General features: G+C 74.9%; 23 protein-coding genes. 9 read left to right on the top strand and 14 right to left on the bottom strand.

Annotated elements, in window-relative coordinates:
• Nucleotides 1-57: 57 nt before the first annotated feature.
• Entirely contained in the window at nucleotides 58-1,068 is a 1,011-nt protein-coding gene (locus ACFVGY_RS29395; protein WP_385682795.1) for an ATP-dependent DNA ligase, read from the bottom strand.
• Nucleotides 1,068-1,964: a non-homologous end-joining DNA ligase gene (gene ligD, locus ACFVGY_RS29400; protein ID WP_385682724.1), complete on the bottom strand. Its 897-nt coding sequence runs from the start codon at nucleotides 1,962-1,964 to the stop codon at nucleotides 1,068-1,070. The genes ACFVGY_RS29395 and ligD overlap by 1 nt, the downstream gene beginning before the upstream one ends.
• Nucleotides 1,965-1,995: 31 nt before the next feature.
• Here ligD and ACFVGY_RS29405 point away from each other — a divergent pair, with 31 nt between their 5' ends.
• Nucleotides 1,996-3,141 carry a Ku protein gene (locus tag ACFVGY_RS29405; RefSeq protein ID WP_385682727.1) on the top strand — a complete coding sequence of 382 codons (1,146 nt, stop codon included), beginning with the start codon at nucleotides 1,996-1,998 and terminating at the stop codon, nucleotides 3,139-3,141.
• Between the two features lie 85 nt (nucleotides 3,142-3,226).
• Here the strand turns inward: ACFVGY_RS29405 and ACFVGY_RS29410 are convergent, their stop codons facing one another.
• Nucleotides 3,227-4,039: an NERD domain-containing protein gene (locus tag ACFVGY_RS29410; RefSeq protein WP_385682730.1), complete on the bottom strand. Its 813-nt coding sequence runs from the start codon at nucleotides 4,037-4,039 to the stop codon at nucleotides 3,227-3,229.
• Between the two features lie 177 nt (nucleotides 4,040-4,216).
• Between ACFVGY_RS29410 and ACFVGY_RS29415 the strand changes: the two genes are divergently transcribed.
• The 3 genes from ACFVGY_RS29415 to ACFVGY_RS29425 all read left to right on the top strand — a co-directional run bounded on the left by ACFVGY_RS29415 (nucleotide 4,217) and on the right by ACFVGY_RS29425 (nucleotide 6,963).
• On the top strand, nucleotides 4,217-4,822 hold the full coding sequence (locus ACFVGY_RS29415) for a hypothetical protein (protein ID WP_385682733.1): 606 nt from the start codon (nucleotides 4,217-4,219) through the stop codon (nucleotides 4,820-4,822).
• Nucleotides 4,823-4,990: 168 nt separating this feature from the next.
• Complete coding sequence (locus ACFVGY_RS29420; protein ID WP_385682736.1) at nucleotides 4,991-5,710, top strand: hypothetical protein; 720 nt, start codon at nucleotides 4,991-4,993, stop codon at nucleotides 5,708-5,710.
• The gene (locus tag ACFVGY_RS29425) at nucleotides 5,707-6,963 is read left to right on the top strand and encodes a histidine kinase dimerization/phospho-acceptor domain-containing protein (RefSeq protein ID WP_385682739.1); all 1,257 of its coding nucleotides are present in this window, start codon (nucleotides 5,707-5,709) and stop codon (nucleotides 6,961-6,963) included. Before ACFVGY_RS29420 ends, ACFVGY_RS29425 begins: the two co-directional genes overlap by 4 nt.
• A gap of 387 nt (nucleotides 6,964-7,350) precedes the next feature.
• On the opposite strand, the gene ACFVGY_RS29430 is transcribed toward ACFVGY_RS29425, so the two are convergent.
• The 3 genes from ACFVGY_RS29430 to ACFVGY_RS29440 form a co-directional block, all read right to left on the bottom strand.
• On the bottom strand, nucleotides 7,351-7,638 hold the full coding sequence (locus tag ACFVGY_RS29430; protein ID WP_385682742.1) for a hypothetical protein: 288 nt from the start codon (nucleotides 7,636-7,638) through the stop codon (nucleotides 7,351-7,353).
• Nucleotides 7,639-7,648: 10 nt separating this feature from the next.
• Nucleotides 7,649-8,368 carry a TetR/AcrR family transcriptional regulator gene (locus ACFVGY_RS29435; RefSeq protein WP_385682745.1) on the bottom strand — a complete coding sequence of 240 codons (720 nt, stop codon included), beginning with the start codon at nucleotides 8,366-8,368 and terminating at the stop codon, nucleotides 7,649-7,651.
• A 101-nt stretch (nucleotides 8,369-8,469) separates the two neighbouring features.
• Complete coding sequence (locus tag ACFVGY_RS29440) at nucleotides 8,470-9,426, bottom strand: diiron oxygenase (protein WP_385682748.1); 957 nt, start codon at nucleotides 9,424-9,426, stop codon at nucleotides 8,470-8,472.
• A gap of 218 nt (nucleotides 9,427-9,644) precedes the next feature.
• Between ACFVGY_RS29440 and ACFVGY_RS29445 the strand changes: the two genes are divergently transcribed.
• On the top strand, nucleotides 9,645-10,814 hold the full coding sequence (locus ACFVGY_RS29445) for a ferritin-like domain-containing protein (RefSeq protein WP_385682751.1): 1,170 nt from the start codon (nucleotides 9,645-9,647) through the stop codon (nucleotides 10,812-10,814).
• A 130-nt stretch (nucleotides 10,815-10,944) separates the two neighbouring features.
• Here ACFVGY_RS29445 and ACFVGY_RS29450 read toward each other — a convergent pair whose 3' ends face one another.
• Both ACFVGY_RS29450 and ACFVGY_RS29455 read right to left on the bottom strand, forming a co-directional pair.
• Nucleotides 10,945-12,471: a penicillin-binding transpeptidase domain-containing protein gene (locus tag ACFVGY_RS29450; protein ID WP_385682754.1), complete on the bottom strand. Its 1,527-nt coding sequence runs from the start codon at nucleotides 12,469-12,471 to the stop codon at nucleotides 10,945-10,947.
• The gene (locus ACFVGY_RS29455) at nucleotides 12,468-13,853 is read right to left on the bottom strand and encodes an FtsW/RodA/SpoVE family cell cycle protein (protein ID WP_385682757.1); all 1,386 of its coding nucleotides are present in this window, start codon (nucleotides 13,851-13,853) and stop codon (nucleotides 12,468-12,470) included. The genes ACFVGY_RS29450 and ACFVGY_RS29455 overlap by 4 nt, the downstream gene beginning before the upstream one ends.
• 94 nt (nucleotides 13,854-13,947) lie before the next feature.
• Here ACFVGY_RS29455 and ACFVGY_RS29460 point away from each other — a divergent pair, with 94 nt between their 5' ends.
• From ACFVGY_RS29460 to ACFVGY_RS29470, 3 genes are all read left to right on the top strand, one after another.
• The gene (locus ACFVGY_RS29460) at nucleotides 13,948-14,337 is read left to right on the top strand and encodes a DUF6325 family protein (RefSeq protein WP_385682760.1); all 390 of its coding nucleotides are present in this window, start codon (nucleotides 13,948-13,950) and stop codon (nucleotides 14,335-14,337) included.
• Nucleotides 14,337-14,813, top strand: coding sequence for an SHOCT domain-containing protein (locus ACFVGY_RS29465; protein ID WP_385682763.1), 477 nt, complete (start codon nucleotides 14,337-14,339; stop codon nucleotides 14,811-14,813). Before ACFVGY_RS29460 ends, ACFVGY_RS29465 begins: the two co-directional genes overlap by 1 nt.
• Nucleotides 14,814-15,191: 378 nt before the next feature.
• Nucleotides 15,192-17,396, top strand: coding sequence for a C40 family peptidase (locus tag ACFVGY_RS29470; protein WP_385682766.1), 2,205 nt, complete (start codon nucleotides 15,192-15,194; stop codon nucleotides 17,394-17,396).
• Here ACFVGY_RS29470 and ACFVGY_RS29475 read toward each other — a convergent pair.
• The 5 genes from ACFVGY_RS29475 to ACFVGY_RS29495 form a co-directional block, all read right to left on the bottom strand.
• Entirely contained in the window at nucleotides 17,321-18,607 is a 1,287-nt protein-coding gene (locus ACFVGY_RS29475) for a styrene monooxygenase/indole monooxygenase family protein (protein ID WP_385682769.1), read from the bottom strand. The two genes, ACFVGY_RS29470 and ACFVGY_RS29475, sit on opposite strands and share 76 nt — an antisense overlap.
• Nucleotides 18,608-18,710: 103 nt before the next feature.
• The gene (locus ACFVGY_RS29480) at nucleotides 18,711-19,328 is read right to left on the bottom strand and encodes an ATP/GTP-binding protein (protein WP_385682772.1); all 618 of its coding nucleotides are present in this window, start codon (nucleotides 19,326-19,328) and stop codon (nucleotides 18,711-18,713) included.
• On the bottom strand, nucleotides 19,309-19,713 hold the full coding sequence (locus ACFVGY_RS29485; protein ID WP_385682775.1) for a DUF742 domain-containing protein: 405 nt from the start codon (nucleotides 19,711-19,713) through the stop codon (nucleotides 19,309-19,311). The genes ACFVGY_RS29480 and ACFVGY_RS29485 overlap by 20 nt, the downstream gene beginning before the upstream one ends.
• On the bottom strand, nucleotides 19,710-20,204 hold the full coding sequence (locus ACFVGY_RS29490; RefSeq protein ID WP_385682778.1) for a roadblock/LC7 domain-containing protein: 495 nt from the start codon (nucleotides 20,202-20,204) through the stop codon (nucleotides 19,710-19,712). The genes ACFVGY_RS29485 and ACFVGY_RS29490 overlap by 4 nt, the downstream gene beginning before the upstream one ends.
• Nucleotides 20,201-23,407: a nitrate- and nitrite sensing domain-containing protein gene (locus ACFVGY_RS29495; protein ID WP_385682781.1), complete on the bottom strand. Its 3,207-nt coding sequence runs from the start codon at nucleotides 23,405-23,407 to the stop codon at nucleotides 20,201-20,203. The genes ACFVGY_RS29490 and ACFVGY_RS29495 overlap by 4 nt, the downstream gene beginning before the upstream one ends.
• Nucleotides 23,408-23,807: 400 nt before the next feature.
• On the opposite strand from ACFVGY_RS29495, the gene ACFVGY_RS29500 reads away from it, so the two are divergent.
• The gene (locus ACFVGY_RS29500) at nucleotides 23,808-24,581 is read left to right on the top strand and encodes a protein phosphatase 2C domain-containing protein (RefSeq protein WP_385682784.1); all 774 of its coding nucleotides are present in this window, start codon (nucleotides 23,808-23,810) and stop codon (nucleotides 24,579-24,581) included.
• Between the two features lie 51 nt (nucleotides 24,582-24,632).
• Here ACFVGY_RS29500 and ACFVGY_RS29505 read toward each other — a convergent pair whose 3' ends face one another.
• Nucleotides 24,633-25,073 (bottom strand): MarR family winged helix-turn-helix transcriptional regulator, encoded by a 441-nt coding sequence (locus ACFVGY_RS29505; RefSeq protein WP_385682786.1) that lies wholly within the window; start codon nucleotides 25,071-25,073, stop codon nucleotides 24,633-24,635.
• Between the last annotated feature and the right edge of the window lie 178 nt (nucleotides 25,074-25,251).

Consider the following 25,251-nt stretch of genomic DNA (forward strand, 5'->3'; position numbering starts at 1 on the left):
CTCCCCGCCCCCCCCCCCCCGGTCACCCCGGACCTACCCCCCATCTCACCCCCGTCCTTACCCTTCTCCTCTTGCCCGCGTCGCAGTCACCACGTCTGTGCGGAGCCTGAGCACCTCGGGGGGCGGGTGCCGGGTCGAGGTGTGCCGGACCTCGGCCGCCAGGGGCGGGTCCAGGCGGCGGTACGGGACCTCGCCGACGCCCATCGCGGTCGCGGTCGCGGTCGTGGTGGCGGCCTCGGTGGCGGCCCCGCTGACGGCCTCGGCGGCGGTCGCGGTGACGGCCTCGGTGGCGGCCCCGGCGCCTGCCGCGGGTGCGGCGCCGTCGGCGTCTTCCGCCCGCCGGGCCAGTTCGGCCGCCAGTTCCGCCCGCTGCGCGGCCGTCAGCGGGCTCGACACCAGCGGTGTCTCGTCCTCGACCGGCAGGACCAGCACCAGCGCCTGGGGACGGCGCGGCGTGCCGGTGTAGCCGATCACCGCCGCGTCCCGGACCTCCGTGTGCCGCAGCTTCTGCCAGCCGCGGCGCCCCGCCGGGTACGCCTGGTCCAGCCGCTTGACGACCAGTCCCTCGATGCCGCTGGCGGGGAGGGTCTCGTACCAGGTCTCGGCCACGTCCGGGTCGGTGGTCATCGGGACCGGCTGGAGCGGCGGGCCGAGCGGGAGCAGCAGCTCCACCAGGAGGGCCCGGCGCCGCTCGTACGGGCGCCCGCGTACGTCCTGCCCGGCCAGTTCGAGGACGTCGAAGGCGGCGTACGAGGCCGGCAGGCTCTGCGCGAGGACGGCGGCCTTGGCGGCGGTGGCGGCGGCCCGCCGCTGTACGAGGGCGAAATCGGTGCGGCCCTCGTGCCACACCACCACCTCGCCGTCGAGCACGGTACCGGCGGGCAGCCGGCGCGCCGCGGCCACCAGGTCGGGAAAGGCGCTGGTCACGACGCGGCCCGAGCGCGCCTGCAGCAGCACGTCCGCGGGTGTGCGGACCACCACCAGCCGGTGTCCGTCGAACTTGGGCTCGTACGCCAGGCCCGCCCCGCGCGGCAGGGTCCGTACGGAGGCCGCCAGGGCCACCTGGATCACGGCCCGACCCCGGGGAGACGGTGAGCGGCGGCCGGGTCCAGGAGCGGCGCGAGGAGGTCGCCGTCCCGCTCCAGCCTCGGCGGGATGTCGTCGGCGAGGAAGACCAGGTCGGCCGGGTTCCCGCAGGCCTCGACCTCGGTCCAGGAGACCGGCGCGGAGACGGTCTGCCGGGCCCGCGCGCGCAGGGTGTAGGGCGCGGCGGTGGTCTTGGCGGCGGCGTTCTGGCTGTGGTCGACGAAGACCTTGCCGGGGCGCAGGGACTTGGCCATGCGATGGACGACGAGATCGGCGAGCTCCCGCTCGGCCTCCTGGGCCAGCTTCTTCGCGTACGCCGACACGACCTCGGACGGGGTCGGCTCCAGGGGCGCGGCCAGGTGCAGCCCCTTCGACCCGGAGGTCTTGGGGTACGCGGACAGCCCGTCGGCGGCGAGCCGCTCGCGCAGCCAGAGCGCCACGCCGCAGCACTCGACGACGGTGGCGGGCGGACCGGGGTCCAGGTCGAGGATCAGCCGGTCGGCGACAGCGGGACTGCCCACCGGCCACTGGGGGGTGTGGAACTCGACCACCAGGTTGGCCGCCCACATCAGCGAAGGCAGGTCGGAGACGACCACCTGTTCGGCCGAGGGGTCGTCGGACCGCGGCACGGCGGCGGTCCTCACCCAGGCGGGCGTACCGGGCGGCGGGTTCTTGGTGAAGAACAGCTGCCCCTCCGGCCCGTCGGGATAGCGCAGGAAGGACACCGGCCGGTCGTGGACGTGGGCCAGCAGCGCAGCGGCGACGGTGGCGTAGTAGTGCAGCACCTCGCCCTTGGTGAAACCGGTCTCGGGGTACAGGACCTTGTCCAGGTTGCTGAGCGAGATGCGACGCCCCTCCACCATCGTGATCGGCGTCATACGATGAGACTGCCACGAAACGGGAGGAACTGTGCGATCCATCTGGAACGGGGCCATCTCCTTCGGCCTGGTCAGCATCCCGATCAAGCTGGTGAACGCCACCGAGAGCCACTCCATCTCCTTCCGCCAGATCCACCTGGACGACGGCGGCCGCATCCGCTACCGCAAGGTGTGCGAGCTGGACGGCGAGGAGGTGTCGAGCGCCGAGATCGGCAAGGGCTACGAGGAGGCGGACGGCTCGATCATCCCGATCACGGACGAGGACCTGGCCCAGCTGCCGATCGCCACGGCGAAGACGATCGAGATCGTGTCGTTCGTCCCGGCGGACGAGATCGACCCCCTCCAACTGGACTCCGCGTACTACCTGGCGGCGAACGGAGCCACGGCGGCCAAGCCGTACACCCTGCTGCGGGAGGCGCTCAAGCGGAGCCAGCGGGTCGCGATCGCCAAGTACGCGCTGCGGGGCCGGGAACGGCTGGGCATGCTGCGGGTCGTCGACGACGTCATCGCCATGCACGGCCTGCTGTGGCCGGACGAGATCCGCGCGCCGGAAGGGGTCGCCCCCGAGGCGTCGGTGTCGGTGCGGGAGGCGGAGCTGGACCTGGCCGACGCGCTGATGGCGACCCTCGGGGAGGTCGAGATGGCGTCGCTGACGGACGAGTACCGCGAGGCGGTCGAGGCGTTGATCGAGGCGAAGGCGGAGGGCGCCTTCGAACCGCCGTCGGAGGCGGAGGTGGAACCGGCCGGCGGTAAGGTGATCGACCTGATGGCGGCGCTGGAGAACAGCGTACGGGCGGCGAAGGCCGCCCGCGGCGACGAGGCCGCGCCGGAGGCCGGCGCGGCCGAGGTGAGGCCGATCCGCGAGGGCGCGGCGCGGAAGCGGGCTCCGGCTGCACCGAAGGCGGTGGGCGGGAAGAAGTCGACCGCGGCGACGGCTGCGGCGAAGAAGACGGCGGGTGCCAGGAAGTCCACCGCTGCGTCGACACGGTCCGGGGCGACGAAGGCGACCGCGACCAAGTCGACGGCGAAGACGGCCAGAACCACGAAGACGGCGAAGACGGCGAAGACGACGGCGAAAACCGCCAAGTCGGCCAAGACGGCCGGAAGCGCCGCGTCGACAGCCGGCAAGACGGCGACGAAGAAGAAGGCCGCGCCGAGGAAGCGGGCTTCTGCGTAACCCGCCCGGAGCGGTCGCTCCGGGTCGAGCGGGGTGGTCGAGCGGGGTAGTCGAGCGGGGTGTACGGAACCCGGCTCCCGAGCCCTCAGCGCCCCCGCCACGTACGCGCATCGCGAGCCAAGGCGAACAGGGCTTCGACGTCCGGCGGTTTGAGGCTGGGCGGGGACGAGGCGAGGGCGGCGGTGGCGGTCGCCGGTTCGAGGACGCGGATGTCGCGGACGGTGGGGGCCACCTCGACGCGGGAGGCGTCGACCACCGCCAGCGACGGCGTGGCCGGAACGCCCAGGGCGCGGGTGGCGGCAGAGGCCGCGCGGCGGATCCAGCGGGGATCGGGGCGCGGGTCGGCGCGGCCCACGCCGAGGAGGAGGTCACCGACGACGGCGCGTTGGCGGCGGCCCGGGAGGCTGCGGATGCAGAAGACGCCGGCGGGCCCGATCAGGAGGTGGTCCAGGAGGTGGTCGAGGCGGCCCAGCGTGCGTAACGGGATGCAGTGCAGGACGCGCCAGCCGTCCGCTTCGAGGCCGTCGAGGAGGTCGCCCATGCGCTGCTGGGCGGTGAGTTCCTGGCGCAGGCGGTGGCGGTCGCGGGTGCCCGCGGAGCCGTGGGCGAGCTCGCCGAGCAGGGTTTCGCCCGGGCGGTTCGGGGCGAGGTCCTCGTCGGGCGGCAGGGCGAGGCGGCGCAGTTCCGCGCGGGTGGGCACGGGCGGCGGGCCGACCGTGCAGGCGCCGGTCAGGTACGGCCGCAGGGCCGTGAGGACGGCTTCGCGGTGCTGGTCGGCGAGCACGCTGATCCGGTTGGTCTGCCGGTCGTACCAGGCCACGGCCCGGCCGTCGGGCAGGTTCACGTAGAGCCGGCCGCGGCCGGGGCGGCCGCTCGGCAGCACTGTGAGTCCGCGCATGGACCTCACCCCCCGGGTCCATGGGAACAGGGCGGGCGGCCGGGGGCAATCCCCCGTGGGGAGTTCTCGGTCGTGTAACGGCTTCTACGGGAGTCTGCCGGGTTCCTGTTACACGCTCATCGCGGTACCGCAACGGCGGGTTCCTAGGTTGGTGGCGATGACGAAGGAGGGTTGGGCGTGAGCATCGTCCGTGTCCGTACGCTGGTCCGCGTCGCCGCCGTGAGCGCGTGCGCGGGAGGTCTGCTCGTGCTGCCCGCGGCCGCGGCCCTCGCCGAGGGGATGCCCACCGCGTCGGCGGCGCGGACGCTGGTCAAGCGGGTGGCCCTCGCGGACGGGGTGTCCCGGGCCGAGGTCTACAAGGTGGCGGGCGGCGCCTACCAGGCCGACATCCTCGGCGGTGACGGCGCCAAGGCGGCCACCCTGGACGGCGGCGACGACGCGGTCGAGATCGGCGGCGGGGCGCTGCACGCCGCCCTGCGGGCCGACGGGCGGATCACGTCGTGGGTCGGCGACTCGCGGTCCGGCGACGGCGCCGGGCACACGCTCGACGGACGGCTGCCCGACGGACGCATCCCCGACGGGCACGGCGCCGACGGCCACAAGACGGGCACCCGGGACGGAGTCGTGCTCGCGGCACCCGACACGGGTGTGCTGCGCCTGGACACCCTGGCCGACGAGCCGGGGGACGGGGTGCTGCTGCTGGCCGCGGGCGGCGGCATCGCGGCGGTGGGGGCTGCGGGCCTCGGGTACGCGATGCTGCGGCGCGGGCGTACCGACGGCTGATTCCGGGGAGATTTCGGGGGAAGCGGGGCATATCTCTGCGTGCGGTCGTGATCGAGGTCGTCGTACCGCGTGCGGTCGTACCGCGGAGAGGAGGACCCGGGGGCCGTGAGGGCGTCTCTCCTGCATGCGGGACCCCGTACGCCGGTGCCGGTGCGTGCGCCGGTGCGTATGCCGGTACGTGCGGCGGTGCGTGCGGCGGTCCTGCCGTTGGCCGTACCGGTGGTCGCGCTGCTGCTCGCCGGTTGTGGTGAGAGCGGCGGCCTGGTCAGCGCGGGGGCCGCGCCGACCGCGAGCGGGCCCGTGCAGTTGTGGCCGGGCCGCAAGGGGGCGACCGTACCGCCCGCCGATCCGGCGGGCGCGCCCGCGGTGTACGTGCCGGGGCTGCCGCCCGTTCGGGGCCAGAACGTGCACGAGGTCGACCCGATCGCGCTGGTCAGGGCCGAGGTGGCGGCGGGGAGCGCCGGCATCCCCCCACAGACGGCGGCCGCGATCGCGTCCTGCGGGCGGGAACCGGCCGGGGCGTGCCCGGTGCTGACGCCGTACTACCGGGACCTGACCGGAAACGGGCGGGACGAGCTGGTCGTCGGGATCGACCTGCCCGACGGGATGATGTCCGTACGGGTGTACACGGCTGACCGGAACGGGCTGCTCAACCGGATCATGGCGACCACGGAGTCCGTGGTGGGGGTGGAGCTGGCCGGGCGGGACGTGATCCTGCGGGTGCCGAGCGGCAACCCGGGCTACGAGCTGATCACCGCGTGGTCCTGGGACTCCAAGGAGCGGACGATGCTGCCGACGCGGGAGCAGATCGTCCGCCTGCCACAGGCGTCACCACAGACGTCCCCGTCGGCGCAGGAGACACAGCCGGCGCCAGGGGCACACTCATGAGGGCTCCCGCGTGGACGGCGTCGCTGACCTGGAAGTCGGCGTGCTTCATCGTCGTCATGTGCTGTGCGCTGGCGGCCGCGCTCGGGCTGCTGGTGCACGTGGAGGTGACGCGGCAGACGGTGGCCACGGCGCGGGAGAAGGCGCTCGACAAGCTGCGGGGCGTGGTCCTGGAGTACGAGGCGGGCGAGCCCCTGCCGCCCGACGCGGGGCTGGATCCGGTGGGCCTGCCGCCGCCGCTGCGGCAGCTGGCGCTGACCGGTCGGCGCGGGACGATGCTCGACGAGGACCGGCCGGTGATGTGGGCGGCGGCACCGGCGGACGGGAAGGCCCTGGCCGCGTACGTCGACTACGCACAGGGCGCGCGGACGATCAGCGGGCTCGACAAGGCGATCATCGGCTCCTCGGCGCTGGCGATCGGCGGAACGCTGCTGCTCGGCGCCTTCGCGGTGACGCGGGTGACGCGGCGGCTGCACCAGACGGCGACCGTGGCCCGACGGATCACTCAGGGCGACCTGGACGCGCGGGTGGACGACCCGCGGACGAAGGATCCCGCACGCCACCAGGACGAGGTGGCGACGGTGGCGGCGGCCCTGGACACGATGGCGGGGACCCTGCAGGCGAAGCTGCTGCGGGAGCAGCGGTTCACGGCGGACGTCGCGCACGAGCTGCGGACCCCGCTGACGGGATTGCAGGCGGCGTCGGAGCTGCTGCCGGAGGGGCGGGCGACGCAACTGGTGCAGGAGCGGGTGCGGACGATGCGGCGACTGACCGAGGACCTGCTGGAGATCTCGCGGCTGGACACCGGCAGCGAGGTGGTGGAGGGCGACCTGCACCAGCTGGGGCCGTTGGCCCGGCGGGTGGTGCGGGCGTCCGGCACGGACACGGAGGTCGTGGTCGTCCGGGACGCGCACGTGGAGACGGACCGGCGGCGGCTGGAGCGGGTGCTGGGCAACTTGGTGGCCAACGCGCACCGGCACGGCCGGGCCCCGGTCGTGCTGACCGTGGACGGGCCGGTGGTGACGGTCCGGGACCATGGGGACGGCTTCCCCGACTACCTGCTGGAACACGGGCCGGAGCGGTTCCGCAGCGGGGGCTCCAGGGGGCACGGGCTGGGTCTGACGATCGCGGTGGGCCAGGCGGAGGTGATCGGTGCCCGACTGGAGTTCCACAACGCCGAGGACGGCGGCGCCCTGGCGACCCTGACCCTTCCGGAGAACCCGCCGGGCCTTCCCGGCGGGCGGCCGGGCGAGTGAGGCGGCCGTGGCTGGGGCGCAAGCGTCCGGCCGGCCGCCGGGCGGGGCGTCGGCCCCGGACGGCCGACCGGCCCCCCGCACGGGCGTACGCCCCGGGCAGCGGGGGACCCGGCGGTCCCAGCGCGGCCACCGGGCCGGGCAGGCGTACCCGTCCGCCCGTCCGCCCGTCCGCCCGGCCCCACGTCCGCCGGGCCGGGCAGGCCGGGCCACCCGTGGTACGGGCCCGGGCCGTCGTCGGGGCCGCGGGCGTGGAGGTGGGGACGTGTCCCGGACCGGGCGCGCCCGCCGTACGGGGGCTGCGCTGCCGGCGGAGCCACGGCGTCGAGCGGCGCGGCCGCCACGGCCCGCCCGGTCGGCGAGGGCGGCGGGGCGACGGGGCGGCACGGCCTACTCGGTCGGCGGGGTCTTCGGCGGGGTGGGCTTGGTCCAGGGCCAGCGGAGCTTCGGCTTCTCGGCGTCCGGGGCGTACGCGTACTTCCAGCCCTTCTGGAGGCCCAGCCGCTTCGTGTAGCCCGCCGGCACCCGCTGGTACAGCAGCACCGTCGGGGGCCCGCCGTCCGGCGCCGGGACCGGGATCTCGTACCACTTCGGGGGGTGTCCGGTCGGGCCGACGAGGATCGGCAGGGTGCGGCCGTCCATCGGGCCGCCCTCGAACGGGGTGGGTTCGCTTCTCACCCTTCCAGTGTCACAGCAGGTGCGCGGCCTCGGAGACCACCGGGATCACGCGCCGCGCCAGGATGCCGGCCGCGCCGTCGGCGGATTCCAGGGCCAGCGCCGCCCGGGCCGCGGCCGCCGTTTCGGGGTCGGTGGCGGCGGTGGCGGTCAGCAGGGCGATGAACTGGTCCACCAGCCAGTCCCGCAGGGTGCCGGCGTCGGGCTGTTTGCCCTCGTCGATCCATATCAGGGAGGCGGCTTCGACTGCGGTGATCCAGGTGCGGACCATCATGCGCAGCCGCGGCCCCGGTCCGGGTGCGGGGACGGACAGGTGGAGCAGGATCTCGCGGGCGGCGGCGCGGCGGATGCCGTCGACGGTGGCCGTCGTGCGGGAGGTTTCCACGACGCTGCCGCCCTGGAGGAGGGCGGTGAAACCGGTGTCGTGCTCGTCGACGAAGGCGAGGTAGCGGTCCAGGGCCCGGGCCAGGCGCTGGGTCAGCGGACCCGTCCGGGGTACGGCGAAGCACTGGTCCAGCAGGTCCGCCGCCGAGCGCAGGGCGGCCTCGTACAGCTGCTGCTTGCCACCGGGGAAGTAGCGGTACACCAGGGGCCGGGAGACGCCGGCGACCTCGGCGACGTCGTCGAGGGAGACCTCTTCCGGTGCCCGGTGCGCGAAGAGCGACAGCGCCGCGTCGAGGAGCTGTGCCCGCCGTTCCTCGACGCTCAGCCTGCGGTACGCGGGTGCGGTCATGCCCGCAGGGTAGCCGCCGCGGGGCGGCCACCGCGGGGCCGCCGTCGCAGCCGCAGCCACAACCGCAGCCGCAGCCGCAGGGCCGTCGCCCGACACCGGCTTCAGCCGAGAAGTCCCGAGCTCTGCCAGAGCCGGCGGCCGACGCCGCGCAGGACTCCGATGTCGTCGAGGAAGTCGGTGAGCCGCTTCGCCCCGGTCTGCATGACCTCGCGGCGGTGGCCGCTGGCCTTGACCTGGGCGACGGCCTCGCGGCGGTCCAGGCCCACGTTCTCGTACACCGCGGGGTTGACGAAGGCGAGGGAGAAGACGCGGGCGGCCTCACCGCAGCTGATGCGGGTCAGCTCCTGCTCCCAGCGCGGGGCGGTGAGCATCTGGCGGCGCAGTTCCTCGCGGGCGTAGCGGACGTGCCGGGCCTCCTCGATGACGTGGATCCGGGTGACGCCGCGGACCAGCGGCTGGATGCGCTCGTCGGGGAAGGTGAGGCGCTGCATCCAGTCGAGGATCTCCTCGCCGAGCAGGGTGCAGGCGAAGGAGCCCGGGGTGGTGGAGACGGTCTTGAGGACGCGGGCGAGGTTGTGGTTGAGGCGGGAGACCGGGTAGGCGGGGGCGCCCGCCTTCTGGATCATGCGGGCGAACATCATCGAGTGCCGGCATTCGTCGGCTATCTCGGTGAGGGCGTAGCGGACGTGATTGCTGGTCAGGGACTTGTCGTAGATGTGCCGGACCAGCAGCTGCATCAGGATGATCTCGAACCAGATGCCCAGGGAGGCGAGCGAGGCGGCCTCGTGGCGGGACAGGTCGATGCGCTGCTCCTCGCTCATCCGCTTCCACAGCGGGGTGTCGTAGAGGGAGAGCAGCTCGGGGGGCCAGTAGTACGCACCGTCGACCAGCGGGGCGTCCCAGTCGAGTTCCTCGTCGGGGTCGAAGGAGTGCTTGGCCGAGGAGTCGAGCAGGCGGGCGGCGGTCTCCTCGCGGTCCCTGAGGACGCCGAGGGCGTCCTTGAGGACCTGGACCTGCTGGGGGTCCGTGGTGTGGTCGGGGTCGGTCGTGGTCGTCATGGCGGGGCACCTCGCCCTGGTCCGGGGTGGGTTGGGTCGTGGCCACGGCTGCGGCTGCGGCTGCGGCTGCGGCCCACGGTGCGGTCACCAGTTATGAGACTGCTTGTCAGCAAGAGCGTCAATCCCCCGCGCGCCACTTGTTGACTGCGCGTCTACCAACGTGTGACATTGCCAACGATCCTGTCCTGCACGGCAGTACGCGAGGCGAGGGGGCGTCAGTGTCGACGCACGAGCTCTACACCGCAGTCCCGGACGAGGACGTCTGGCAGATCCCGGCCACCGGCGCCGCCCGCTTCAGCTGGGAGTACGCGGAGGGCCGCGAACGGCTCCTCGCGCTCTACCAGAAGGGCAAGGACAAGCAGTGGGACGGCGCCAAGCGCATCGACTGGGACCTGCCGGTCGACCCGCACAACCCGCTCGGCACCCCGGACGAGGCCCTCACCCTCCACGGCACCCCCTACTGGCCGAAACTCACCGAGCACGACAAGGGCGAACTGCGCCGGCACTACGCCTCCTGGAACTTCAGCCAGTTCCTGCACGGCGAACAGGGCGCGATGGTGTGCGCCGCACGCATCGTGGAGTCGGTCCCGGACCTGGACGCCAAGTTCTACTCCGCCACCCAGACCATGGACGAGGCCCGGCACGCCGAGGTCTTCGGACGCTTCCTCCACGAGAAGATCGGGCTGCTCTACCCGATCAACGACAGCCTGCAGGGACTGCTCGGGGACACCCTGCGCGACGCCCGCTGGGACATGCCGTACCTGGGGATGCAGGTGCTCATCGAGGGGCTGGCACTGGCCGCCTTCGGGATGATCCGCGACACGACCGACAAGCCGCTGCCGAAACAGATCCTGGCGTACGTGATGCAGGACGAGGCACGGCACGTGGCGTTCGGGCGGATGGCGCTGCGCGACTACTACCGGCAGCTCACCGATGCCGAGCTGCGCGAGCGCGAGGAGTTCGTGATCGAGGGCTGCCACCTCATGCGGGACCGGCTGCGCGGGGTGGAGGTGCTGCAGAACTTCGGCATCCCGCGGCAGGAGGCGGTGCAGTTCACGGAGCAGTCGGAGTTCCTGCACCTGTTCCGCAGGCTGCTGTTCAGCCGGATCGTGCCGTGCGTGAAGGACATCGGACTGTGGGGACCGCGGCTGCAGAAGGCCTACCTGGACATGGGCGTCTTCGAGATGGGCGACTCCAACCTGGACCTGCTGATGAGCCAGGACGAGGAGGTCGCCGAGGCCCTCGACCGCGAACGGTTCGCGGCCGAGGAGGCGGCGCGGGTGGCGGAGGTCGCCGCCGCCGTCACCGAGGGCGCCGGGGACGCCGGGGACGCCGGGGACGCTGGGGACGCTGGGGACGCTGGGGACACCGGCGACGCCGGGGCCTAGGCGCGCCGCGGGAGGTGCCGCGAGGGGCCGGCGAGCGCCTGCGGGCCGTCGCGGCCGGTCGCGCAGGTCCCCGCACCCCTTCGGGGTGCTGCCGAACCGCCGTTGACTTCGCCGCGGCCACTGGCTGCCCTCACTCCCCGGACACCGTCCCGGACGCGGCCCGCCGGGCCGACCCGCGCGCGGAGCCGGCCGCCGGCGGCCCGTCGCGCAGCGCCGCCTCCATCACGGCCCGGGCGATCGGCGCCGCGGCGCTGTTGCCGCTGACGTGCCCGCGGTCGCCCGCCGCGTCCTCGACGACCACCGCGACCGCCACCCCCGGAAGCGGTGCGTCCGCGCCCTTGGCCCAGCCGATGAACCAGGCGTACGGGGTGCCCGCGTTGCCGACGCCGTGCTGGGCCGTGCCGGTCTTCCCGCCGACCTCCGCCCCCGGGATGGCCGCGTTGCGCCCGGTCCCGTCCTCGACCGCCTTCACCATCAGCTTCTGGAGCCGCAGTGCCGTCGCCGGATTCATGGCGCGGCCGAGGCTGCGCCGACCGGTGCGCCGGACCTGGCTCCCGTCGTCCTGGGCGGTCCGCTCCACCAGGTACGGGGCCCTGAGCTCGCCGCCGCCCGCGACGGCGGCGGCCACCATCGCCATCTGCAGCGGGGTCGCCTTGGTGTTGAACTGCCCGATCGAGGACAGGGCGAGCTGGTCGGGGCTCATGTCGGTGTCGAAGTTCGACCGGGACACCCAGGCCGGCACCCGCAGGCCCTCGTCGTTGAACCCGAACCGGCCGGCCGCCTCCGCCATCCTCCGCAGCCCCACCTGCACGCCGATCTTCGCCATCACCGTGTTGCAGGAGTACTGCACCGCCTCCGCCATCGAGGCGTCCCGGCAGCCCGTGCCCGCGTTCGGCAGCAGGGTGCTGGTGCCCGGCAGCGGGTAGGGGTCCGGGGTCCGGGTCGGCGCGTCCACGTCCCTGACCACGCCCGCGTCCAGGGCCGCGGCCGCCGTCACGATCTTGAAGGTGGAGCCGGGCGGGTACGTCTCGCGCAGCGCCCGGTTGAGCATCGGCCGGGCCGGGTCCGCGTTCAGCCGCGCCCAGGCCGCGGCGACGGTCGGGCCCGTGCCGGACAGCACCCCCGGGTCGTACGAGGGGCTGCTGACCAGGGCGAGGATCCGTCCGGTGGCGGGTTCGAGCGCGGCCACCGCGCCCCGCTTGCCCGCCAGTGCGGTGTACCCGGCCCGCTGCACGGCCGCCCGCACGGTGGTCTCGGCGTCGCCGCCGTCGGGGCGGCCGCGGGACAGGTCGTACCAGAGCGGGAAGACGGAGAGGCCCGGGTCGGTGCCGGCGAGGACGGGATCCTCGGCGCGCTCCAGCAAGCTGGTGCCGTAGGTCTGGGAGGAGAAGCCGGTGACGGGCGCGTACAGCGGGCCCTGCGCGTACGTCCGCTCGTAGCGCAGCAGTTGGCCGCTGTCCCGGGATCCGGTGACCGGCCGCCCCTCGACCACGATGTCCCCGCGCGGCCGGGCGTAGCGCTCGATGGCGGGGCGTTTGTTGGCCGGGTTCGCCCCGTAGGCCGCGGCCTCCCAGACCTGCACCCGGACCACGTTGGCCAGCAGGGCCGCGAGGAGCAGGGCGCAGAAGTACGCGCACCAGCGGATGTAGCGGATCACCGGCCGGCCCCCGCTCCGGCGGGGGCGGCCGGGCGGGGTCGGCGGGCGCTGTCGCTGAGCCGGACCAGCAGCGCGACGATGATCCAGTTGGTGACGACGGAGGAGCCGCCCTGGGCGAGGAAGGGCATGGCCATGCCGGTCAGCGGGATCAGGCCGGTCACTCCCCCGGCGATGCCGAACACCTGGAGGGCGATGATGGAGGCGAGCCCGGTGGCCAGCAGCCGCCCGAAGGAGTCGCGCAGGGCGAGCCCGGCGCGGAAGCCGCGGTCCACGAGGATCCCGTAGAGCAGCAGGATCGCGGTGAGGCCGACGAGGCCGAGTTCCTCGCCGGCGGTGGCGAGGATGAAGTCCGATTTGGCGGCGAAGCCGATGAGGAAGGACTGGCCGTGGCCGAGTCCGGCGCCGAGGAGCCCGCCGGCCGCGAACGCGAAGAGGGACTGGGCGAGCTGGCCGGGGCCCTCGCCGCGCTCGATGGAGGCAAAAGGATTCAGCCAGTCGTCCACCCGGCCGTGCACGTGCGGTTCGAGGCTTCCGACGGCGTACGCGCCCGCGGCGGCGAGGGCCAGGCCGATGGCGATCCAGCCGATCCGGCCGGTGGCCGTGAACAGCATGATCACGAACAGTCCGAAGAAGAGGAGGGAGGTGCCGAGGTCCCGTTCCAGGACCAGCACGCCGACGCTGAGCAGCCAGATGGCGAGGATCGGGCCGAGGACACGGCCGGGCAGCAGCCGCAGCCGCCAGAAGAGGCGGCGGCCGGTGAGGGCGAGCGCGGTGCGGTTCGCGGCGAGGTAGGCGGCGAAGAACACGGCCAGCAGGATCTTCGCGAACTCCGCCGGCTGGAACGAGAACCCGGCGAACCGGATCCAGATGTGCGCCCCGTTGACCGCCGGGAAGAAGACGGGGAGCAGCATCAGCACGAGGGCCGCCGCCACCGACACGTACGCGTAGCGCTGGAGCACCCGGTGGTCGCGCACGACCGCGACGACCAGGACGAACAGGGCGACGCCGAGGGCGGACCAGCGCAACTGGCCCCCGGCGGCGGCGAGGGCGGCCGGGGTGGTCAGGTCGAGGCGCTGGATGAGGACCAGGCCGAGCCCGTTGAGCAGGAAGGCGATCGGCAGCAGCACCGGATCGGCGTACGGGGCCCGGAGGCGGACGGCGAGGTGGGTGAGGAGGGCGGCGCCGCCGAGCCCGGCGGCGTAGTGGGCGACCGTCCCGGGCAGCCGGCCGGTGGCGGCGAGGCCGACGTAGAGGTGGCCCAGGACGCAGATGAGGACGGCCCCGGCGAGGAGCGTCAGCTCGGCTCCCCCGCGCCGGGACGGACGGACGCCGGGGGGCAGGTGCGGGAAGGGCCCCGCCACCTCAGCCGTCAGAGCGGTCATACGGGAAACGTAGCAAGTGGACGGGTGACATGTCCGCTTATGTCATAGGGTGCCGAAGAATCGTCAGAAACGGTCAGAAGTGGGAGCCGCGGCCATGGGACCTGTGGAGTTCATCGTCCTCGCCTTCCCGGAGGAACAGCTGCGGGTCCCGGCGGTCGAGGCGGTGCTGGGGTTGCGGAAGACCGGGAACGTGCGGCTGATCGACGGCCTGGTGGCCACCAAGACCGCCGGGGGCGAGGTACTGGCCGCGGAGTTCGACGAGTTCGTCGAACTCCAGGGCCTGCTCGCCCACCGGGAAGCGGCCCGGCTGATCGGCCCCGAGGACGTGAAGGAGGCCGCGGACCTGCTGGAGCGCGGCAGCTGCGCGCTCCTGCTGGTGGTCGAGCACGTGTGGGCCGAGGACGCCGCGATCGCCGTACGGGCGGCGGGCGGGCGGATCGCGGGCTCGGTCCGGATCCCGGCGGAGCGGCTGGGGGTCGCCTGATGTTCATCCGCCCCGTCGGCCCCGTCGTCCACCCGGCCCGCCGCCCCGCGGGACGGCCGCTGCTGCGCGGCAGCCTGGCGCGCGGTGCCTATGTCTGGGACGTGGCCCAGCTGCCGCCGCGGCTGCCGCAGCGCGATGCCGGGGCTGACGCGGTGGTGGCCGGGGTCGGTCCGGCCGGGGCCGCCGCACCGCCGCCCCCGGCCGGGTGGACCGAGGCCGCCGGCCTGGCCGAAGCCGCCGGCCTGGCCGAAGCCGCCGACCGGGCCGAAGCCGCCGGTCCGGCGGAGGCGGAACCGGGCGACGTCCCGCCGCGCCCCGCGCCCGGCGGGGCCCCGGGCGCGTCTCCCGAGCCGGCGGCTCCGGAGACCGGGGCCGACCTCACGGCCCACCTGACGCAGCTCGCCGCCCTCGCCCGTGAGGGCCTGCTGACTCCGGAGGAGTTCTCCGCGGCCAAGGCCCGCCTCCTGAATCCCTGACCCGGTTCGCGGACCGGCGGCAGGGCAGGCCGCCGTGGAGATCTCCCCCGCCCCGCCCCTTCCCGAAACCGGGGATTGCGACCCCGGCCGCCGCGCAGCGGGCGCTGCGCGCCCGGATCCCGGGGCTCCGCCCCGGACCCCGCTCCTCAAACGCCGGAGGGGCTGGATCGGCCCGCCGAGGGGCTGGGTCGGCCCGCCGGAGGAGCTCGGGCCTTCCGCGGAGGGGCCGTGCGGGCACGTTCGTCCTGCGTGGACCGCTCCGGGACCTCGGGCGACGGGTCGGGTACCGCCGGGAGGGTGAGCGGGGCGACGGGGCCGCAGCGGATAGGGGTGTTTGTCATATCTTGCGTGGCAGCATCGGCGGCCGGAGGTGATCCCATGTCACGCCGCCTGCTCCACGCCGCCGGTGTCGCCGCCCTGCTCCTCGCGGTCGGGTCGCTGCCCGCTCCCCACGCCGAGCCGCTGCCACGCGCCACCGCCGGGGCCGCAACCGGGGTCACCCCCCGAGCCACCGCCGAAGGCCGGGCTGCTGCCGGAGCCGAGGCCACTGCCGGAGCCCGGGCCGCTGACGCCGCCGCTGCCGCTGACGCCGCAGGAGCCACCGCCGAAGCGGCCCCCCCAGCCGCCGCCGGAGCCGGAGCCCGAGCTGGAGCGGGTGCCGGAGCAAGTGCCGCCGCCGGTGCCGGTGCCGGAGCCGGAACTGGAGCTGGTGCCGGAACTGAAGCCGGAGCCAGTGCCGGAGCGGGAGCTGGCGCCGGAGCCGGAGCCGGAACTGGAGCCGGAGCCGGAGCCGGAACTGGAGCCGGAGCAAATACCGGCGCCGGAGCCGGAGCTGGTGCCAATACCGGAGCCGGAGCCACTGCTGGAACTGGAGCCGGGGCCAGTGCCGGAGCCGGCACCGGTTCCGGTGCCGGAGCGGTCGTCGGGGGTGCGGCCGAACGCGCCGGCGGTGTCGGGGGCGGAGCCACCGGCCGCGCCGAGGCCGAGGCCACGGCCGCGCCCGGCGCTACCGCCGGAGCCCCGGGAAGGACCGCCCGCACCGCTTCGGGTGGGGCCACGGCCGACGTCCGAGCCGGAGGCGCGCGCAAGACCGCCGGAGGCGGCACCGGCGTCCCGGGCAGGGCCGCCGGCGCGGGCGGCGCCCGGCGCGCGGACGAAACCACCGCCGACATCGCCGACATCTCCGACGACATCGCCGACGACATCACCGCCGAGGGCACCGCCGGAGCCACCCGGAACGCCCCCGCCGGTGCCCCGACCGGGTCCGCAGCCGATGCCACTGACGAGGCCTCCGCCGGGAGCGCAACCGACGGCGCCGCCGAACCCACCCGCAGCGCGGCGAGCGCCACCCCCGGGGTCGCCGCCGACCGCACCGCCGGGGCCTCGCCCGACGCCACCCCCGGCCCCGCCCGAGGTGCTGCCGGGGCCGCGGGCGGCCGCGGGGCGGCGGGGGCCGTGGCCCCGGCGTCGCGGAGCGGCGTCGTCGACTCCGTCGGGGGGCTGCTCACCCGGCTTCGGGCGCTGTACCGGCAGGCCGAGGAGGCCGCCGAGGCCTACAACGCCAACGAGGCCGCGCTCAAGGCCCGTCAGGAGGAGGAGCGGCGGCTCGGCACCGACCTCGGCCGGGCCCGGGCCGCGCTCGGCGCGGAGCGGGCCGCCGCCGGGCGGATCGCCCGCGAGCAGTACCGGGGGGCCCGCGGCCTGTCCCCGTACGCCCGGATGCTGCTCACCGGCGATCTGCGGGCGGCCCAGGACCAGCGCCGGCTGGCCGCCCGCGAGAGCGCCCGGCAGGCCGGCATCCTGACCCGCCTCGCCCGCGGCGAGCGGCAGGCCGACGTCCTCGCGACGGCCGCCCGCAAGGCCCTGGACGCCCAGCAGACCGGGGCCGCCCGCACGAAGCGGCTGAAGGAGGAGGCCGACCTCCGCCTCCGGGAGGTCGAGCGGATGCTCTCCGCGCTCTCCGCCGGTCAGCTCGCCGAGGTCGACGCCCGCGAGGCCGCGGACACCGCGGGCGCGCAGCGGGAGCTGCTGGCCTCCGGCCGGCTGGGCGCCCCCGCGTCCCGTACCCGTACGCCGACGGCGGCCGGCAGCACGGCCCTCGCCTACGCCACCGCCCAGATCGGCAAACCGTACGTGTGGGGGGCGGAGGGGCCGGGGGCCTTCGACTGCTCCGGGCTGACCTCACAGGCGTGGGCGCACGCCGGCCGGGCGATCCCCCGCACCAGCCAGGAGCAGTGGGCGCAGCTGCCGAAGGTGCCGCTGGACCGGCTGCGGCCGGGGGACCTGGTGGTGTACTTCCCCACCGCCACCCACGTGGCCCTGTACGTCGGCGACGGGAAGGTGATCCAGGCCCCGCGTCCCGGAGCCTCCGTCAAGGTCTCGCCCATCGCGGCGAACCCGCTGCTCGGGGCGGTCCGCCCGGACCCGGACGGGGTCCCGCTCGCCGCCTACAGCCCGCCGGCGCTGCCCGAGGCCGCCGCGTCGGCGGCGGACGGCGACGACACCGGTTACTCGTCCGCCGAAGCCCCGCCCGCAGCAGAGGGGTCCGCCGGGGCCGCGGACGCCTCCACCTCGGCCAGGTAGTCCGCCGCGTCCTGCGGGTCGTAGAAGAACGCGTCGAAGTCGGCCGGGTGGTCGAAGCCGTTGGCGAATCGATCCGCCACCGGCTGGTACCGCCCGGCCGCCCCGATCAGGTCCAGCACGTGCTCCGGCGGCGGGGCCAGCATCGCGTTCGTCCACTGGGTCACCGGCTTGCCGGTCGCGAACCAGTGCTTGTCGAACGTCGCCTTCATCCACGCCTCGTCGAACGGCTTGTCGCCGTGCATCAGGATCGACGACAGGTACGAGGCCGCGCACTTCGCGGCGGAGTTCGCCCCCTGCCCCGTGATCGGGTCGTTCGCGACGACGACGTCCGCCACGCCGAGCACCACCCCGCCGCCCGGCAGCCGGCCGATCGGGTTGCGGACGACGGGCGCGTACCGGCCGGCCAGCGTGCCGCCCGCGTCCGTCAGCTCGACCTTCGTCGCCCGCGCGTGCTCCCAGGGCGTGTACTTCTCCATCAGGGCCAGGGTGAGCTCCAGGTGCTCCGCGGGGTCGTTCACGCCGCGGAACACGTCCAGCGGCCCGCCCGGGAGCCCCTCCCAGAACAGGATGTCGGCCCGTCCCGACGTGGTCAGCGCGGGCATGACGAACAGCTCGCCGACGCCGGGGACCAGATTGCAGCGCACGGCCTCCGTGCCCGGGTGTTCGGGGCGCGGTTCGAGCCCGTGCACGTACGAGACGGCCAGCGCGCGCTGCGGCGTGCCGTACGGGGAGCGTGCCGCGTCCCGGCCGAACATCGACACGAGCTCGCCCTTGCCCGCCGCGACCAGCACCAGGTCGTAGACGCGGGAGAAGTAGTCCAGGTCGGCGACGGACGCGCCGTGGACGACCAGCTGGCCGCCGCGCTGCACGAAGGTGTCGAGCCAGCCGGCCATCTTCACCCGCTGGTCCACCGACTGCGCGTACGCCGTGAGCCGGCCCAGCCAGTCCACGGCGCGGCCGCCGTCGGGGCCGGCGACCGAGACGCCCACGCCTTCGATCCGCGGGGTGTGCCGCTCCCAGTAGTTGAGGCCGAGGTCACGCTCGTGCTGGAGCGCCGTGTCGAACATGACCTGCGTCGACATGATCCGCCCGGTGCGGATCTCGTCCGCGGTCCGGTTGGACATGAGGGTGACCTCGTACCCCTTCGCCTGGAGGCCGATGGCGAGCTGGAGACCGGACTGGCCGGCCCCCACGACGAGTATCTTGCGCATCTCACGTTCTCGTTTCGGGGAGTGCAGGGGTACGGGCGTACAGGCGTGCAGACCTACAGGTGTGCAGCGGTACGGGCGCGCCGGCCCGCCGCGGTTGCGCCCGCTACTCGGGCGTCGCGTCGAGGGCGTGGCCGACCAGCGTCAGCAGCGATTCGACGACCGTCTCCCGGCGCCGGGCATCCATGATCAGCACCGGCACGTGGGGCGGGACGGTCAGCGCCTCGCGCACGTCCTCGGGCTCGTACGACTGCGAGCCCTCGAAGTGGTTGACGGCCACCGCGTACGGCAGCCCGCAGCTCTCGAAGTAGTCGAGGGCCGGGAAGCAGTCGCGCAGCCGGCGCGTGTCGGCCATGACGATGCCGCCGACGGCGCCGCGGACCAGGTCGTCCCACATGAACCAGAACCGCTCCTGGCCGGGGGTCCCGTACACGTACAGCACGAGGTCGTCGGCGAGGGTGATGCGGCCGAAGTCCATCGCGACGGTGGTGGTGTTTTTCTCCGGCGTCGCCGACAGGTCGTCGGTGGGGATGCTGGCCTCGGTCATCACCGCCTCGGTGCGCAGCGGGGCGATTTCGGAGACGGCCGAGACGAAGGTGGTCTTGCCCACCCCGAAGCCGCCCGCGACCAGCACCTTGACGGCTACGGGGGACCGGGAGCGGTCGTACTGCCAGGGCTGGACGGGCTCGTCGTCGAGGTCGGTTTCACAGACGGCGAAGACCACTGAGCACCCTTTCGAGCAGTGCGCGGTCGGGGCGGCCGGGGCCGTGCCCGGTCCCGTAGACGCGGACCTTCCCCTGGTCGGCGAGATCGCTGACCAGGACGCGGACCACGCCGAGCGGCAGCTTCAGCAGCGCCGCTATCTCGGCGATCGTGCGCATGCGGCGGCAGACCTCGACGATGGCGGGCATCTCCGGTATCCGGTCGTCGGCGACGGCGGCGGGCTGCTGCGGCTCGGACGCCCGCGTGTCCAGGGCCGCGACGAAGGTCTCGACGTGCAGGACCTGCGTGAAACGGGTGCGGCCGCCCGTGAGCGAGTACGGGCGGACGCGGGCGGGACGGCGATCGGCTCCGCGTATCGGCAGCCGGTCGGAGGCCGTGCTTCTCACGGGGTGTTCTCCATGGACTGGCGCAGCTCGCTGCGGACTTCGGGGGTGAGGACGTGTCCGGCGCGGCCGACGAACAGGGCCATGTGGTAGGCGACGACGCCCATGTCGCAGTCCGGCGTGGCGTGCACGCCGAGGAGCGAACCGTCGCTGATGGCCATGACGAAGACGGAGCCGTGCTCCATCGCCACCATGGTCTGCTTGACCTCGCCGTACTCCATCAGGGCCGCGGCGCCCGTGGTGAGGCTGCCCAGCCCGGACACGATCGTGGCGAGATCGGCGGACGCGCCGCGCGGGCCCTTGGGCCGGGCGGGGTCCTGGCCGGGGGCGGCGGTGGCGGACGCGCCTCCGGGGTCGGAGGACAGCAGCAGGAGCCCGTCCGAGGACACGACGGCGACGGAGTTGACGCCGGGCACCTCCTCGACCAGGTCGGTGAGCAGCCACTGCAGGTTGCGGGCCTGGGTGCTCAGTCCGTACGTACTGGGCGCGGTCATGTGCGTGCCTCCTGTGCGGTGTCCCCCTGGTCGGTGTCCTGTGCGAGCTCGGCGGCGACGACGCGCCGACCGTCCCGCGTCCCCTGGTAGAACCCGCCGAGCCGGCGGCGGAGTTCCTCCGCGTCGACCCGGCGCGGCGCGGGGGACGTGGTGCCCGGGCCCGGGACGGGGGCCGCCGGGCCCGGGCCCGCCGCGAATCCCGCGCCGGAGCCGGGGAAGGCCCGGCCGGCCGGGGTGCGGGGGGTGCGCTTGGGCAGGCCCTTGGCGGTGACGGCTTCCCGGGGCCCGTCGTGGTCGCCGTGGCTCCCCTGGCGGGGGACCCAGTCGGCCTCGGCGGGTGCGTGCCCGTGCGGCTCGGCCGGTGCGTCGCCGTGCGCGGTGTGGACCTGGTCGGCCGGGGGCAGCCGTTCCGCGTCGGGGGCGGCGGGCGCGGCGGCCTGCTCGGGCAGCGTGGGGCTTGTCTTTCGTACGTCGACCGGCTGCGCGGAGTCGTCCGGCGCGTCCGCGGCCGCTGGGCCGGCGTGGTCGGGCACCGCGAAGGCGCCCGGCTCTGCGTCGGGGACGACCCGCGCGAGGAGTTCGTCGCCCGGATCCCGGTCGGCCGGGGCCTGCGCGGTGAACACCTGCTCGGCGGGAGGGAGTTCCTCCAGCGCGGCGCGCTCGTGCAGCGGCATCGGGGTCAGCGCGGCGGCCGGGGCCGGGACAGCCGGGGCCGCGTCGGCGGCGGGGGCCGCGTCGGGAACCTGAGCGGTGAACACCTGCTCCGCCGGAGGCAGCAGTTCCCCGTCCGGGGTGGTGCCGCCGCCGGAGCCGGCGGGCTCGGGAGCCGTCTCGGGCTGCGCCTCGGCGCCGGACCCGTCCGCAGCCGAACCGGGAACCGCGTCCACGACCGCGGCGCCGGGGGCGTCGGGGCCGGAGGCTTCAGGGCCGGGAGCGTCGGCGGGGGCGTCGGGGGCGTCGGGGGCGTCGGCTTCGGACGCCACCGCGTCGAAGGCCGCGGCCTCGGAAGCCACCGCGTCGAAGACCGGGGTTCCGGCCGCGTCCGCAGCCGGGGCGGCAGCCGGGTCCGCCGGCTCCGGGTCGGGCCGGAGCCGGGGCGGCAGGGTGTTCTCGTTGGCCTCCGCGACCACGCCCGGGAGCTGGAACCGCGGCAGGCCCGGCGCGGCGAAGGTGTGCACCGGGGAGGTCGGCGGGCCCTCGGGGAGCAGGGCCGCCGGAATGGCGACCAGGCCCTCGATGCCGCCGTGCTGCGAGGCGCGCAGCTCCGCGGTGACCCCGTGCCGGGCCGCGAGGCGGCCGGCGACGTACAGGCCGAGGCCGAGGCCGTGTTCCGCCTCGGACTCCTCGTCGTAGGCCTCGGGGGTGGCCAGGCGGGCGTTCAGCGCGGCCAGCCGGTCCGCGGTGACGCCGATGCCCTCGTCCACGACGGAGAGCACCACGTCGCCGGAGTCCAGGTGTCGTGCGGACACCTTGACCTTGGCGCCGGGCGGCGAGAACGTCGTCGCGTTCTCCAGCAGTTCGGCGAGCACGTGCGAGATGTCGTCGGCGGCGTGCCCGGCGACCTGGGTGAACGAGGGCGCCACGGCGAGGTCGACCCGCTCGTAGCGCTCGATCTCGCTGACCGCGGCGCGCATGACGTCGACCAGCGGCACCGGGGCACCGGCGCCCTGTCCGTGCTCCTGGCCGGCGAGGACCAGCAGGTTCTCGTTGTGGCGGCGCATCACGGTCGCCAGGTGGTCCAGCTTGAAGAGGGTCTCCAGCCGGTCCGGGTCCTGCTCCTTGGCCTCCAGCTCCTCGATGACCGCGAGCTGGCGCTCGACGAGGCCGAGGGTGCGCAGCGACAGCGAGACCGAGGTCGTCGACGTGACGCGGCGGTGTTCCTCCAGGGTCTCGCGGAGCGCGGTCAGCTCGGATTCCAGCGCGTCCCGGGCCGCGGACAGGGCGTCGTTGCGGCCGATGAGCCGCTTCCGGTCGGCGTCCAGTCCGGCGATCTTGGTGTGGAGGGAGACCGTCTGGTCCCGTACGGCGTTGAGGTGGCGCACGACCTCGGCGAACTCGTCGTTGCGGCCGGTGAACCGGACCGGTTCCACCGAGCCCTCGGGCGTGGCCAGCCGGGCCGCGCCGCGCCGGAGCACCGACAGCGGCCGGGTCAGCGAGCGGGCGACGGCCGTGGAGACGCCGACGGTGACGAGGAAGAGCACGCCGAGGCCGGCGGCGAGCAGCTCCAGCCGGGTCACGTCGTCGTTGCGCAGGGTGGCCAGGGCGGTGGCCCGCTGCCCGGCGAGGGTGGCCTCCACCGACCGCATGCGGTCGATGCGGGCGGTCAGGGCGGAGCCGACGGCGGCCGCGTCGAGCTTGCGGTCGGCCGCGGAGAGCGTGGACCGCTCGGTGAGCCGCTTGAGGTAGTCGTCGGCGGTCTTGACCTCGGGGCCGGTGACGGTGGCGGCGAGGGTCTGGCGCACCTCGGCGCCGGCGGCGCGCGTGAAGTCGTCGAGCGCGGCCTGCTCGCGTACGCGCGCCCGCTGGGCGGCGGCGGAGAGTTCGTCGGCGACGGCCGTGTTCGGGGCCTGGTCGGCGCGGGGGACGGCCAGCGCGGCGAGCAGCAGTCCGCGGGTGGCGGAGGCCTGTTCCACGGCCTGGCCCAGGGGGGCCAGGGGGCGGGTGGTGACGAGGGCGGCCTCGGCGCGCGGCGGGGTCTGGTCGGCGAGCCGGACGCCCGGGGCGAGGAGTTCGGCGATGACGCCGGCGTAGGCCTGGTGGGCGGCGAGGGCACTGCCCTTGCCGTCGACGGCCTCGGTGCGGACGGCCTGGACGCGGGCGAGGGCCTTGGCGAGGGGTTCGTCGGCCTCGGCCCGGACCTCGGCGAGCTGCCGGTCGGTGAGGGCGGTGCGCTCCTGCACGGGGGTCTTGGCCTGGCCGCCGGGACGGCCCTTGGCCGCGTACTCGACGACGGCGTCGCGCTCGTCACCCAGGAGGTGCGCGAGGGTGAGGGTGTGCTGCGTCTGTTCGGCGAGGGTGACCAGCTGCTGGGAGTCGTTCAGCTCGCGGGTCGCCGTGACCACGGCGGGGGCTCCGGCCGCGAGGACGGTGAGGCTGGCGACGGCGACGCCGACGACCAGCCTGCTGCGTACGTGGACGCGGCGTCCTGCGGGGGCGGGTCCGTCGGTGGCGGTGCCGTTCTTCCGAGACCGCTTCTTCTGCACCGGTGCTCGCAATCCTGTACGTGTGCTCGTGCTCGTCTACTCGTGTGGCCGAGGTAACGGCCGGTCAACAAGTAAACGCCCCCTGCCCCCTCAGTACCGCCTCAGACCTTTGCAGTGTGATGGGGAGAGAGCCTCACATCGCCCACCCGGCCACTCGAACGAGTGAACATCACGGAAGAGTTGGCAACCAACTCGGCACACCGCATCGGGGGCCGATCCGCGGACGGGTGGTTGAAAGATCGATGGGGGCTTTGGCAATATGCGCGCCCACATGTCCCGGGGAGCGCCCGCGCGCCGGGCGCGGACCGGGCCCGGCGCACGCCGCACGCCTCCCCGCCTTGGTACGGACTTTTACGCACGCCGCGGGCCCCGGCCGCGACCGCGCGGGCAGAATGCCCGCATGCGCATCGACCTCGCCACGGCCCCCGGCAACCCGGAACGCCCCAACGAGGACTGGCTATCAGCCGCGACGCCCGCCGCGGGCGGCGGAGTCCTGGTCGCCCTGGACGGGGTCACCCCACCGCCCGGGGACGTCGGCTGCGCGCACGGAGTGCCGTGGTTCACGGCCCGACTCGGGGGACGATTGACCGAACTGTCCGGATCGCGGCGGGACATGCCGCTGGCCCGGATCCTGGCGGAGGCCATCCGGGACACGGCCGACAGCCACCGCGGGACGTGTGACCTTTCTCACGTGCGCACCCCGCAGGCCACGGTGGTGGTCGTCCGCTGGGACGAGACGCACGTGGAGCACCTCGTCCTCTCGGACTCCGTCCTCCTCCTGGAGGCGCCGGACGGCGGGGTGACCGCGGTGCTCGACGACCGGCTGGACCGGCTCCCGCGCGAGGCGCTGCGCACCCGGGCGTCGGCGGACGCGCTGCGCAACGCGGAGGGCGGCTTCTTCACCGCGGCCGCGGATCCGGCGGTGGCGGCCCGGGCGGTGACCGGGCGCAGTCCGCGCGGGGAGGTCCGGGCGGTGGCCGCGCTCACCGACGGGGCGAGCCGGTGGACGGACACCTTCGGGGAGGGCGACTGGGCGCAGTGCCTGGCGGTGCTGCGCAAGGAAGGGGCGCAGGGGCTGATCGGCCGGGTGCGGGCGCTGGAGGCGGACGCGGGGCGCCCGCACGCCCGCGGCAAGCGGCACGACGACGCGTCGGCGGCCTTCGCGGAGCTGTAGGCCCGGCGGCGGGCGCGTGCGCCGCCGGGCCGTGCCCGGACTGCTGGTCCTCTAGTCCTCGCCCTGGTTGAGCTGGTTCAGCAGCCGGGCCAGCTCGGCGACCTCGCCGCGGTCCCAGTCGGCGAGCTTGCGCATGTACCGCTCGCGCCGGGCGCCGCGGACCCGCAGGAACCGTTCGCGGCCCTCCTCGGTGAGGCCGACCAGGAAGGCCCTGCCGTCCGCCGGGTCCGGCTCGCGGGCGATGAGGCCGAGCACCTCCAGGGCCCGCAGCTGCCGGCTCATGGTGGCCTTGCCGACCCCGAAGTAGGCGGCGAGGTCGGTGGCCCGCTGTCGGCCGGCGGCCTCCAGCCGTACGAGCAGCCCGTACGCGGCGGGCTCCAGCTCGGGGTGCAGGGCGCGGGCCATCTCCCCGGAGGAGGCGCGGGCCCGCCGGAGGAAGACGGAAAGCTCCCGCTCCAGGGCAAGGAACTCCTGGTCTTCGCTGCCGTGCACGTGCCGCTCCCGTCCGTGGGTCCGGCACCCCCTGTGCCGATCACCTCCCAGTATTTCGCAGAGCGTGCGGCGCCGGGGGCGGGGGCCCCCCCCCCCGGGGGGGGGGGGGGCCGGCGCGCGCCCCCCCCCCGCGCGGGGGGGGGGGCCGGGAGAGGGAAAAGGGGGTGGGGCGGCGGCC

The organism is Streptomyces sp. NPDC127106, from assembly GCF_042677605.1.
In the GTDB taxonomy this organism is placed as follows: Bacteria; Actinomycetota; Actinomycetes; order Streptomycetales; family Streptomycetaceae; genus Streptomyces.